This window comes from Aliiglaciecola sp. LCG003, assembly GCF_030316135.1.
Classification (GTDB): Bacteria; Pseudomonadota; Gammaproteobacteria; order Enterobacterales; family Alteromonadaceae; genus Aliiglaciecola.
This window is the reverse complement of record NZ_CP128185.1, coordinates 2370542-2381910: the sequence shown is the minus strand read 5'-3', so window position 1 is coordinate 2381910 and position 11369 is coordinate 2370542. Positions and strand designations below refer to the sequence as shown.

Sequence of the window (11369 nt, the reverse complement as noted above, 5' to 3'; positions counted from 1 at the left end):
CCCATTTTTTCAATGTGGCCAGTTTGTTGCCAAATTCAATTCTTTTTAACCTGCGATCGGTACATTTTATTGTCTATCGCATGATGATTTTGGGGATTTGCTTGCTCAACGTTTCGAAAAAATACTCACTTCGAACGCAGCATTGCACCTTTGTGTTAAACGAAAATTTGTTTCGCTGGTGCTTGATCAAATCCAATCTTTCATCGCATTGTTTTATGACCAATTTGTTGGTCTCACTAAAACGCGCGGATTATCTCACTAAAGGCGGTTGTCTGGCAAGTAATTAAAATTCTAGCGCATATTTAACGAAATACGTTAGAATACGCGCATTATGACTGATAAATCTTTCGACAAAGTACAATTTATATCCATAGAACCCGACCTTGATGGGCAAAGAATTGATAATTTTTTGCGCACCTTGTTAAAAGGTGTACCCAAAAGCCTTATTTACCGTATTTTACGTAAAGGGGAGGTGAGGGTAAACAAGAAGAGAGTCAAGCCGGAATATAAACTCCAAGGTGGCGATGAAATACGTCTTCCGCCTATTCGTGTTTCCGAACCTCAAGCAGGGCCTTCTGTTAAGTTAGATAAAGTGGCAACACTTGAATCGCACATTTTGTTTGAAGATGATGTGTTAATTGTCGTCAACAAACCTTCAGGCATGGCCGTGCATGGGGGAAGCGGTTTAAGTTTTGGTGTTATCGAAGCCTTGCGCGCCTTGCGCCCTCAAGCAAAATTTCTGGAACTGGTTCATCGCTTAGACCGCGATACATCGGGTTGTTTGTTGATTGCAAAAAAACGTTCTGCGTTGAAGCATCTGCATGAACAATTGCGTAATAAAACTGTAGATAAACGCTATCATGCCCTTGTTGCTGGTAACTGGCCTGATAATCGATTCAAAGTCAAAGCGCCACTCATGAAGAATATTCTTAAATCGGGTGAGCGCTTAGTATCTGTCTCACCCGAAGGGAAAGAATCAGAAACCCGATATCGGGTATTGGAGCATTTTGAACAGGCATCTTTAGTGGAAGCCTCACCAATAACTGGACGTACTCACCAAATACGTGTGCATTGCCTACATGCTGGTCATCCAATCGCGTGCGATGATAAATATGGTGATGATGATTTTGCCCGCAGCATGCATGCCGTTGGATTATCTCGACTTTTTCTACATGCCTATACATTAGCTTATATACATCCTGTCAGCGAACAACGTATGACGCATACCGCGCCTTTGGATAAACGCCTTACGCAAACTTTAAAACGCTTAAGACAAGATTAATTCTTTTATTTTCACACTTCTACTCGTTACAGTCAGTTGCTTCTGACTGTAACGAGTAATAATTTCATATCCATGCTGTAATTTATTCCTATCCCCATTTATGGTAATTTGCACAAACCCTTATAATTATTCAATTAATCCTTTTTATACAATTACTTAGGCTTATTTTAAAAAGTTGGCACAAGTTTAGCTTTATTCTAATCATACGCAGGTCGCAGTCTTATAAAATTCAATAACGAATTTCATAAGTATCTTTTAAAAACTAAGGAGATCATTATGTTAGGTTGGGCATTAACATTTTTTATTATCGCAATTGTAGCAGCATTGTTTGGTTTTGGTGGCATCGCAGGTGCCAGTGCTGGAATAGCAAAAATCTTGTTCTTTGTATTTTTAGCATTACTCATTCTGTCTCTAGTGGTCAACGCTATCAGAGGTAGAGGACCAACGGTCTAGATTAAATCTTCGTAACATCAGTTAAGTGTTCCTTAAGCTTCTCCCAGAAGCAAACTCTTTGGGGGGCGTCAAGCCCCTCTTTTTTCTCTCCGACACCTTTACAAAACATCGATGCCAAACTCATTGAGTAAATCACACAGTGCTATCAGTGGCATTCCGATTAGACTATTTGGATCTCGTCCCTGTAAATCTGAGAACAAGCAAATTCCCATTCCTTCACTTTTAAAACTGCCAGCACAATCGTAAGGTTGTTCTTTATGTAAATAATTTTCTATTTGATGCAGCGTTAGGTGCTTAAATGTCACTTTGAACTCTTCCACGACTGAACGTTGTCTACCAGTTTGCGCATCGATGACACAAAGCCCAGTATAAAAAATCACTGTTTTGCCACTGCTGCGCACTAATTGTTGCACTGCGTTGGTATGGTTCTCAGGTTTTCCTAATATTTCATTGCCTAGTGCAGCGGTTTGATCTGAACCAATTATAATGCCACTAGTATGATGTCTTGCTACGGCGCTAGCTTTTTCTACGGCCAGCCGTTGCGACATTGCTCTGGCAGTTTCGTTTAAAAGAGAATATTCTGCTATCTGAGGGGACTGACAAGAAAATGGCAGTCCTAATTTTTCGAGCAATATTTTACGATAGGGTGAAGTTGATGCGAGAATAATTCCCATGGGCGTCCTTTTTCTTAACTTACAGCTAAAGTTAAGCATAATTGACTCCCCAACGACAACATTTTCCTTTGACTAACGATGCGACAATCTATATTATGCGCGCCCTATGCAGAAAGTGAAATTACCAAAGTTAATTGATCCCGTTCAAAGCGCAACAAAACGCTCTGATTATAAGGGTGTTATGATGTCTTCCGAAATGGATAGATTGACTGGGGTAGTGGCCAGCATTGCTGACACTATTGATGTTGAAATGAGATTCGATAAAGACGCGCAGGGTCTGAACTTTTTTCAAGGTCATATGTCAACAGAGGTGGAGCTGATCTGTCAAAGATGTGGCGATACATTCGCTCATTCGATTCAGGCAACATTTTGTTATAGCCCAATTAAAGGCGATGAACAGGATGCTGCTAATGAATTACCGGAGGTTTACGAACCGGTAGAGGTCAATGACCATGGAGAAATCAATCTACTTCAATTATTAGAAGACGAATTGATATTATCTTTGCCCATTGTAGCCCTTCATGCAGAGGAGGATTGCAAAGTTAAGCGAGATGAAATGCAATTTGGTGAGATTGAACCGGCCGATGAACGTCCAAACCCTTTCGCGGTTTTGAAAGAACTTAAGCGAGACTAGGAGTAAAGTAATGGCTGTACAGAAGAACAAGAAAACTCGTTCAAAGCGTGGCATGCGTCGTTCACATGATGCACTAGGTAGCGCGTCTTTGTCTGTAGATTCAACATCAGGTGAGACGCATCTTCGTCATCACGTGACTGCTGACGGTTACTACAAAGGCAAAAAAGTTATCGCTGATTAATTAGCAATGACTTTGAGTCGTCTAACGATTGCGTTAGATATTATGGGGGGCGACAACGGCCCCCATGTTACCCTTCCTGCTGCCATAAAAGCACTGCAAGAAAATCCCAACTTATTTTTAATTCTATGTGGCGATGAAAAAATCATCGGTGATGTAGTTTCTCCCTTAGCGCACAACTTACAAAATCGAATTCAAGTCCAACACTGCTCAGAGCAAGTTTCTATGGACGAACGCCCCACATCTGCTCTACGTAATAAAAAAGATTCCTCAATGCGTCGTGCCCTTGAATGGGTAGAAAGAGGCGATGCCGATGCTTGCGTCAGTGCTGGGAATACTGGTGCGCTGCTTGCAATGGCTTATTACGTATTAAAAACCTTACCTGGAATTGACCGTCCGGCTCTGATCTCTACCTTGCCTACTAACACGGACCATAAGGTGTTTTTTTTAGATTTAGGCGCTAATGTCACTTGTGATTCCGAAACACTTTTTCAGTACGCTGTAATGGGTTCGGTGCTGGCTGAGCAAGTTGCAGGCATTGATAACCCCAGAGTGGCACTGCTGAATGTGGGTGAAGAACAAATCAAAGGTAACGATCAGGTTAAGTTTACCGCACAACTCTTAGAAAAAGCCGCGGGAATAAACTACACCGGCTTTGTTGAGGGCAATGATTTATTTACCAACTGTGCAGATGTAGTGGTGACAGATGGCTTTGTAGGCAATATTGCGCTCAAGTCTTGTGAAGGCTTGGCCAAGTTAGTGCTAGAAGAAGCGAAACGGATTTCTAATCAAAATATTTTTACTAAAATTTTGGCCAAAATAGCCTTACCCTTGCTTCGTAAGGTGAATTTAAGGGTGAACCCCGACCAGTACAATGGAGCTAGTCTGATAGGATTGCGCGGAATTGTCGTTAAGAGCCATGGAAATGCGTCAGTAGATGCCTTTTTGTACGCAATAAGAGAAGCGGTACAAGAAGTCCAACGGCAAGTACCAAATAAAATAAAAGACAAAATAGAATCCGTATTAATGGAGCGTTCCTAAAACATGTACTCAAAAATTATCGGCACCGGTAGTTATTACCCCAGTGATATTAGAAGCAATGAAGATCTTGAACTCATGGTGGATACCACCGATGAATGGATAACCGATAGAACTGGGATCAAAGAAAGACGTATTATAGGTGCTAATGAAACTGCTGCTACTATGGGGTTCGAGGCCAGTTTAAAGGCAATCGAAGCGGCAGGCATAGACAAGCGATCCTTAGATATGATCGTTTGCGCGACGACAAGTGGTCGTTATGCGCTTCCAAGCACAGCTTGTGAAATTCAAAAAGCCTTAGATATCGATGGTATTCCGGCTTTCGATGTCGCAGCCGCATGCGCGGGATATTGCTATGCCTTAAGTGTAGCCGATCAGTATATTAAATCTGGTATGGCAAAGCGTATTTTAGTGGTCGGCACAGATTGTCTGTCCCGTTCTATCAATCCGGCTGACCGTTCTATGGTTATATTATTTGGTGACGCGGCTGGAGCGACGATTATCGAAGCAAGTGAAGAGCCAGGCATATTGTCAACTCACATCAATGCTGCGGGCTCATATGGTGACTTACTGCAAATTGGCCATGTTCAGCATGGTGATGAGCAGTCTGTACACGAGAATTGGGGCTCGATGAAGGGCAATGAAGTGTTCAAAGTCGCGGTTACCAAATTAAGTGAAGTAGTTGAACAAACTCTAAAAGCTAATAATATGCAAAAATCTGATTTGGATTGGCTGGTACCTCATCAAGCTAATTTCCGGATTATTAAGGCCACGGCAAAGAAACTGGACATGTCCCTTGATCAAGTTGTATTAACCTTAGAGAACTACGGTAATACCTCTGCAGCGACTGTACCTACAGCTTTAGATACGGCTATTCGTGATGGCCGCATCAAGCGTGGTCAAAATCTTTTACTTGAAGCGTTCGGTGGCGGTTTTGCTTGGGCATCGGCACTAGTCAAGTATTGATTTTCAATCATTTATTTATTCAAGGTATGATTTATGTCTAAACAAGCTTTTGTGTTTCCTGGACAGGGCTCACAATCGGTAGGGATGTTAGCCGAACTGGCTGATCACTATCCACAAATACAACAAACATTCGCTAATGCCTCACAGGTGTTAGATTATGATCTGTGGGATTTGGTGCAACGGGATCCTGACGCTCAACTTAACCAAACCCATATTACTCAGCCCGCTTTGTTAACCGCCAGTGTTGCAATTTATCGTTTGCTGATAGAGTTAGGTGTAAAGTCGCCAGCATATATGGCTGGACACAGTTTAGGTGAGTATTCAGCATTAGTCTGTGCTGGGGTATTAAGCTTACAAGATGCGGTCAAATTGGTAGAAGCTAGAGGACGATTCATGCAGCAGGCTGTCCCTGATGGTCAAGGTGCGATGTACGCAATTATTGGCCTAGAAGATGCTATTATCCAGCAAATTTGTCAGCAAGTGCAGCAAGATACAGATTTGGTGATTGCTCCAGTCAATTATAACTCACCAGGACAAGTGGTCATTGCCGGCAGTAAAGAGGCGGCAGACAAAGCTGCTCAGCTATGCAAAGATGCTGGAGCTAAAAGGGCATTACCATTGTCAGTGAGCGTCCCTTCTCATTGTGCTTTAATGCAACCCGCAGCAGATATGTTACGTGCAATGATTAATGATATGCCTTTTTCAGCGCCTAGTGTTCCTGTAGTGAACAATGTGGATGTGGCCGTCAGTCAAAATGCTGACACAATTAAAGACGCTCTGGTCAGACAATTATATTGTCCCGTACGCTGGACTGAATCAGTTCAATACCTGGCGTCTGAGGGAGTAACTCATATATTTGAAATTGGGCCAGGAAAAGTGTTGGCCGGATTGATTAAACGAATTGATAAATCAATTGAAGTAGACGCTATTAATACCCCTAGTGGTGTTGAAGAATTGCTAAGTTAAGGATTGAATATGGATCAGTTAGCCGGAAAAGTGGCATTAGTAACAGGTGCAAGTCGCGGAATTGGCCGTGCAATTGCAGAAAGTTTGGCCAAACAAGGTGCCCGTGTTGTTGGCACAGCAACCTCTCAGAGCGGAGCTGATGGGATCAGTGATTACTTGTCAAAATATAATGGCAAGGGATTGGTGCTGAATGTTTCAGAACAATCATCATTAGATGCTACACTTGCAGATATTAAAGCTCAGATGGGTGATATTGATATTTTAATCAATAATGCTGGCATCACACGTGATAATTTGTTGATGCGTATGAAGGATAATGAGTGGGATGATATTATCAATACTAACCTCACACCCATATTTAAGCTTACTAAAGCAGTTTTACGTGGCATGATGAAAAAACGCTATGGTAGAATCGTTAATATAGGCTCAGTGGTGGGGAGTACAGGTAATCCTGGACAAGCCAATTATGCCGCTGCCAAAGCAGGTGTAATCGGCTTTAGTAAATCCACGGCAAGAGAAGTGGCATCTAGAGGGATCACAGTTAATGTGGTTGCACCAGGCTTTATTGATACAGATATGACCAAGTCTTTAACCGCCGATCAAAAAGACGCCATATTTAAGGACATTCCAGCCAATAGGTTGGGGAGTCCAGAAGAAGTAGCTGCAACCGTGAGCTTTTTAGTAAGTGACAGTGCAGCGTACATTACAGGTGAAACCATTCATGTGAATGGTGGAATGTATATGGGATAATCAATTCGTTTTAACAACGGCTTTAAAAGCTTGATTGTTAAAATATTGTTGATTAGACTGAAATCCTTCGGTGGTTTGACCAGAAAAAAAGTCTTTAGTCATGCTTGCAAGGTGAGGACTAGCTGAATAAACTACCGGAAATTAAAAATCTAGCGACTTAATAGGGAAAACTAGAATCATGAGTAACATCGAAGAACGCGTTAAAAAAATCGTCGTCGAGCAATTGGGCGTTAAAGAAGAAGAAGTAAAACCTGAAGCCTCATTTGTTGATGATTTAGGTGCGGACTCATTAGACACAGTAGAACTAGTAATGGCTTTGGAAGAAGAATTTGATACTGAAATTCCTGATGAAGAAGCAGAAAAAATTACCACTGTGCAATCTGCGATCGACTACGTTAACGCGAATAAAGACGCGTAAGACATTCCAAAAGGCGGCTCTATTCTGAGCCGTTTTCTCTATCTTAATCATTTATTCCGACTGTGCGGAGGCCTATGTGTCAAAACGTCGCGTTGTAGTAACCGGTCTTGGCATGCTAACACCATTAGGTAGTGATACACGCACTACATGGGAAGGGATCCTTAGCGGTAAAAGCGGTATTGGTCCTATCACTTCATTTGATGCAAGTGAATTTACCACCCATTTTGCTGGCGAAATTCCTAACTTTGATGTTGAAAGCTATATTCCAAAAAAAGAAACAAAAAAAATGGATCGCTTTATCCAACTCGGGATCGCGGCCGGTAAGCAAGCATTAGCGGATTCTAAACTTGAAATTACTGAACAAAATGCTGGCCGTGTTGGCGTTGCTATAGGTTCAGGGATTGGTGGTTTAGGTCTCATTGAAGAAAATCATCAGAAAATGTTAGCCGGTGGACCCAGAAAGTTAACACCTTTTTTTGTTCCTGCAACCATTACTAATATGATTTCAGGTTTTTTATCCATTTTCGAAGGATTGAAAGGACCGAATCTAAATATTGTTACAGCTTGTACAACAGGGGTACATAATATTGGCGTCGCAGCACGCACCATTGCCTATGGCGATGCTGATGCTATGTTAGCCGGTGGAGCTGAATCTTCCATATGTGGTTTAGGATTAGGCGGCTTTGCTGCAGCCCGTGCATTGTCGACTCGAAATGATGATCCTACCCGAGCAAGCCGCCCCTGGGACAAAGACCGCGATGGCTTTGTGATGGGTGAAGGTGCTGGCGTGGTCATGTTAGAAGAATATGAACAAGCCAAAGCCCGAGGTGCGCATATATATGCAGAGCTAGTTGGTTTTGGTATGAGTGGTGATGCATATCACATGACGTCACCCCCACCAGATGGTGAAGGCGCTGCTGCGGCAATGCAACACGCCATTGACGATGCAGGTATCGACGTAACCCAAATTGGCTATATCAACGCCCATGGTACTTCTACTCCAGCGGGTGATGTGGCTGAAGTTGCTGCGGTTAAACGTATATTTGGTGATCATGCTAAGCAGGTTTTAGTTAGCTCCACCAAGTCTATGACTGGACATTTATTGGGTGCAGCTGGTGCTGTAGAGGGGATTTTTACGATTCTTGCACTGCGGGATCAAATCGCCCCACCTACGATAAACTTAGACAATCCTGGTGAAGGTTGTGATTTGGATTTTGTCGCCCACAAAGCCCGTCCCGTCACCATGGAGTATGCGCTATGTAACTCGTTTGGTTTTGGCGGCACAAATGGCTCATTACTATTTAAAAAAATGTGATACTAGCCAAGTAGCTCGTTGCCAAACCAGTTTAATAGTTTTAGATTTAGCCCAGTAGTTACTGGGCTTTTTTATGGTGATGGATGATTATTCAGCTCGAACGTGGCGATACCCTGCCAGCCAATGACAGAATTGCACTTTACGGTGATGGTTGTTTTACCACCATGGCCGTTGAGTCAAATCGCATCGAATTATTAAATTGCCATATGCAAAGGTTGCAACAGAGTTGCAGGCGTTTACAAATTGATTTTTCGGACTGGACACAACTTCAAGCTACTTTAGTAAAGCTCGCCAGCCAATATGAAGGTGGCGTATTAAAAGCAGTTATATCACGAGGTCAAGGAGGGCGTGGATACGATACGCAAGGTGTAATAAATTCTTGCTGTTATCTATCCTATTCAACCATGCCTGAACACTATCCGTCTTTGCGCGCTGAGGGCCTCAAATTAGGGCTGAGCACTGTCCAATTAGCCAAACAACCTCTACTTGCAGGTATCAAACACTTGAACCGTCTTGAGCAAGTTCTAGTTAAATTGGCTATGCATGAAACAGGTTGTGACGATATGGTAGTTTGTGACACCGATGGATATGTCATTGAAACCTCCTCAGGTAATCTCTTTTGGCGATTAGGAAAGGACTGGTTTACCGCTGATTTGACTAATAGTGGTGTAAAAGGTGTTATGCGTAACCATGTAATAGATGTAATGCGTACGAATCAATTAAATATTGTCGAAATAACCAGCAAACCAGAAGCAATACTAAAAAGTGATGAAATGTTCGTTTGTAATAGTTTAATGAAAATAATTCCCGTTTCGCAGCTTGATTTTGAATCCCACGGCAAGACCTTCGAACAAACTCAAGGTTCATTTATAAATTGGTTCGTCAATCATCAATCAGAGGTTAATCTGCATGTTTAAAATGCTCAAGTGGTTAAGCGCTCTAGTACTGATAGCTGCAATTTGCGTGATAGTGGTGCATCAACAAGTTAGTCAAGCGTTTAATCAATCTATCCGATTAGAGGGGCCGCAATTGCTCATTATTAAACGTGGTCAATATGCGCATTTTGTGATCAATCGTCTTGCTGAACAATCCTTGTTAGAAAAGCCGCTGCTAGTCAAAATGGCGCTAAAATTACACCCGGAGTTATCTCATATAAAATCCGGCACCTATGAAATTAGTCCAGGCATGAGTGTCAAAAGCGTATTTCAAATGCTGCAACAGGGTAAAGAAAAAACATACCAAATCAGTCTAGTTGAGGGTTTGCGCTGGCGAGATTGGTTGAGTCAATTAAATACACATTCAGCTCTTAAAACATCGATGCTAGAGCAGCAAGAATGGTTAGATTTGTTCAACGACGATTTAGCAGGCAATGCTTTGGAGGGCTGGTTGTTACCCGACACTTATCAATTTACCCACAACACCAAAGTCGAAGATATTGTATTGCGCGCCCATCAGGCGATGAATAATTATTTACAGCAGGCTTGGCAACAACGAGCTAGCGACCTTCCATATGACGATCCTTATCAAGCTCTGATAATGGCATCAATAATAGAGAAGGAAACAGGCGTTGCATCTGAACGGCCACGTATAGCAGGTGTCTTTGTGAATCGGCTACGGAAAAATATGCGTTTACAAACGGATCCTACGGTGATTTATGGTATTGGAGATGAGTTTGATGGTAACATTCGCCGACGGGATCTTAAGCAAGCAACTCCTTACAATACATACGTAATTAAAGGGTTACCGCCCACACCGATAGCGATGCCGAGCAAGTTAAGTATAGATGCAGCACTGCATCCTTTGGACACTCAAGAGCTTTATTTTGTCTCCAAAGGGGATGGTACTCATCAATTCTCTCGCACGTTAACAGAGCACAATCAGGCTGTTCGGATCTATCAATTAAAAAATAAGTAGTATACAAAATCTATGTCAGGAAAATTTATTGTCATCGAAGGCCTTGAAGGCGCATTATATTCGGAAAGTTAAAAGTGTAAACTAGTTGATTGTATATTTGTTTTGTGTATAGTGTAAACAAGATTTAAGTGATTTATAAATATGGTAAGGGTTGTATGAGAGGTAAGTTAATAGTCTGTGATGGCTCAAATGGGGCAGGAAAGTCAACAGTATTAAAGCATTTGAAAGAACATCTAGACGCAAACAAGATCGAATATATTTCAACTCGTGAACCCGGTGGTACTGAAATCGGTGAAAAAATTAGGGACATACTTTTAGATAATTCCAATTCCGAAATGTGTAGCACTACCGAATTAATGCTATTTGCCGCTGCACGTGCCCAACATATCCATGAAAAGATTATCCCTGCTTTAGAAAAAGGTATTCATGTCATTTCGGACAGATTTGAATCAGCCACTGTAAGTTTTCAACAGTATGGTAGAGGTTTACCTAAGGAAATAGTAGATCAATTAAATGATTTGGCTTTAGGCGATTTTAGACCTGATATGACAATTGTTTTAGATTTGGAACCATTGGTCGGACTTGAAAGAGTTAAAAGTAGAGGTGAAGGTTTAGATAGAATGGAAAATGTTGACATTGCCTTTTTAGAAAGAGCAAGACAAGGATATCTGGAACAAGCGAAGGAATTTCCCAATCGTTTCACAGTGATAGATGCTCTGCAACCATTAGAATCTGTTGTTCGAGATGCGATAAGCACATTAGATAAAATAATTAATTAGCT

At 41.8% G+C, this 11369-nt stretch carries 14 protein-coding genes; 13 read left to right on the top strand and 1 reads right to left on the bottom strand.

Annotated features, from left to right (window positions below; translation table 11 throughout):
- The first annotated feature begins 331 nt into the window (after positions 1-331).
- Positions 332-1282 carry a 23S rRNA pseudouridine(955/2504/2580) synthase RluC gene (gene rluC / locus QR722_RS10265; RefSeq protein WP_286282742.1) on the top strand — a complete coding sequence of 317 codons (951 nt, stop codon included), beginning with the start codon at positions 332-334 and terminating at the stop codon, positions 1280-1282.
- A 276-nt stretch (positions 1283-1558) separates the two neighbouring features.
- Positions 1559-1735, top strand: coding sequence for a DUF1328 domain-containing protein (locus QR722_RS10260; protein ID WP_286282741.1), 177 nt, complete (start codon positions 1559-1561; stop codon positions 1733-1735).
- 98 nt (positions 1736-1833) lie between these two features.
- Here QR722_RS10260 and QR722_RS10255 read toward each other — a convergent pair whose 3' ends face one another.
- A complete protein-coding gene (locus QR722_RS10255) occupies positions 1834-2409 on the bottom strand; it encodes a Maf family protein (protein ID WP_286282740.1) in 576 nt (191 codons plus the stop codon).
- Positions 2410-2515: 106 nt separating this feature from the next.
- Here QR722_RS10255 and yceD point away from each other — a divergent pair, with 106 nt between their 5' ends.
- The 11 genes from yceD (at position 2516) to tmk (ending at position 11367) form a co-directional block, all read left to right on the top strand.
- Positions 2516-3043, top strand: coding sequence for a 23S rRNA accumulation protein YceD (gene yceD, locus QR722_RS10250; RefSeq protein WP_286282739.1), 528 nt, complete (start codon positions 2516-2518; stop codon positions 3041-3043).
- Between the two features lie 10 nt (positions 3044-3053).
- Positions 3054-3224: a 50S ribosomal protein L32 gene (gene rpmF, locus QR722_RS10245; protein ID WP_286282738.1), complete on the top strand. Its 171-nt coding sequence runs from the start codon at positions 3054-3056 to the stop codon at positions 3222-3224.
- Between the two features lie 12 nt (positions 3225-3236).
- A complete protein-coding gene (gene plsX / locus QR722_RS10240) occupies positions 3237-4262 on the top strand; it encodes a phosphate acyltransferase PlsX (protein WP_286282737.1) in 1026 nt (341 codons plus the stop codon).
- 3 nt (positions 4263-4265) lie between these two features.
- Complete coding sequence (locus tag QR722_RS10235; RefSeq protein WP_286282736.1) at positions 4266-5225, top strand: beta-ketoacyl-ACP synthase III; 960 nt, start codon at positions 4266-4268, stop codon at positions 5223-5225.
- 33 nt (positions 5226-5258) lie between these two features.
- Positions 5259-6191 carry an ACP S-malonyltransferase gene (fabD, locus tag QR722_RS10230; RefSeq protein WP_286282735.1) on the top strand — a complete coding sequence of 311 codons (933 nt, stop codon included), beginning with the start codon at positions 5259-5261 and terminating at the stop codon, positions 6189-6191.
- 9 nt (positions 6192-6200) lie between these two features.
- Positions 6201-6941 carry a 3-oxoacyl-ACP reductase FabG gene (fabG, locus tag QR722_RS10225; protein WP_286282733.1) on the top strand — a complete coding sequence of 247 codons (741 nt, stop codon included), beginning with the start codon at positions 6201-6203 and terminating at the stop codon, positions 6939-6941.
- 178 nt (positions 6942-7119) lie between these two features.
- Positions 7120-7359, top strand: a complete 240-nt coding sequence (gene acpP / locus QR722_RS10220) for an acyl carrier protein (protein ID WP_286282732.1) — start codon at positions 7120-7122, stop codon at positions 7357-7359.
- 76 nt (positions 7360-7435) lie between these two features.
- Positions 7436-8674 carry a beta-ketoacyl-ACP synthase II gene (gene fabF, locus QR722_RS10215; RefSeq protein ID WP_286282731.1) on the top strand — a complete coding sequence of 413 codons (1239 nt, stop codon included), beginning with the start codon at positions 7436-7438 and terminating at the stop codon, positions 8672-8674.
- An 83-nt stretch (positions 8675-8757) separates the two neighbouring features.
- A complete protein-coding gene (gene pabC, locus QR722_RS10210; protein WP_286282729.1) occupies positions 8758-9591 on the top strand; it encodes an aminodeoxychorismate lyase in 834 nt (277 codons plus the stop codon).
- A gap of 1 nt (position 9592) precedes the next feature.
- Positions 9593-10588: an endolytic transglycosylase MltG gene (mltG, locus tag QR722_RS10205; RefSeq protein WP_502872467.1), complete on the top strand. Its 996-nt coding sequence runs from the start codon at positions 9593-9595 to the stop codon at positions 10586-10588.
- 155 nt (positions 10589-10743) lie between these two features.
- Positions 10744-11367, top strand: a complete 624-nt coding sequence (tmk, locus tag QR722_RS10200; protein WP_286282727.1) for a dTMP kinase — start codon at positions 10744-10746, stop codon at positions 11365-11367.
- Positions 11368-11369 lie beyond the last annotated feature (2 nt).

Coding starts and splice junctions, on each gene's coding strand:
- QR722_RS10235 (WP_286282736.1), top strand. CDS start 4,266: ATGTACTCAAAAATTATCGGCACCGGTAGTTATTACCCCAGTGATATT.
- fabG (WP_286282733.1), top strand. CDS start 6,201: ATGGATCAGTTAGCCGGAAAAGTGGCATTAGTAACAGGTGCAAGTCGC.
- fabD (WP_286282735.1), top strand. CDS start 5,259: ATGTCTAAACAAGCTTTTGTGTTTCCTGGACAGGGCTCACAATCGGTA.
- rpmF (WP_286282738.1), top strand. CDS start 3,054: ATGGCTGTACAGAAGAACAAGAAAACTCGTTCAAAGCGTGGCATGCGT.
- QR722_RS10260 (WP_286282741.1), top strand. CDS start 1,559: ATGTTAGGTTGGGCATTAACATTTTTTATTATCGCAATTGTAGCAGCA.
- rluC (WP_286282742.1), top strand. CDS start 332: ATGACTGATAAATCTTTCGACAAAGTACAATTTATATCCATAGAACCC.
- tmk (WP_286282727.1), top strand. CDS start 10,744: ATGAGAGGTAAGTTAATAGTCTGTGATGGCTCAAATGGGGCAGGAAAG.
- mltG (WP_502872467.1), top strand. CDS start 9,593: ATGCTCAAGTGGTTAAGCGCTCTAGTACTGATAGCTGCAATTTGCGTG.
- acpP (WP_286282732.1), top strand. CDS start 7,120: ATGAGTAACATCGAAGAACGCGTTAAAAAAATCGTCGTCGAGCAATTG.
- pabC (WP_286282729.1), top strand. CDS start 8,758: ATGATTATTCAGCTCGAACGTGGCGATACCCTGCCAGCCAATGACAGA.
- yceD (WP_286282739.1), top strand. CDS start 2,516: ATGCAGAAAGTGAAATTACCAAAGTTAATTGATCCCGTTCAAAGCGCA.
- QR722_RS10255 (WP_286282740.1), bottom strand. CDS start 2,409: ATGGGAATTATTCTCGCATCAACTTCACCCTATCGTAAAATATTGCTC.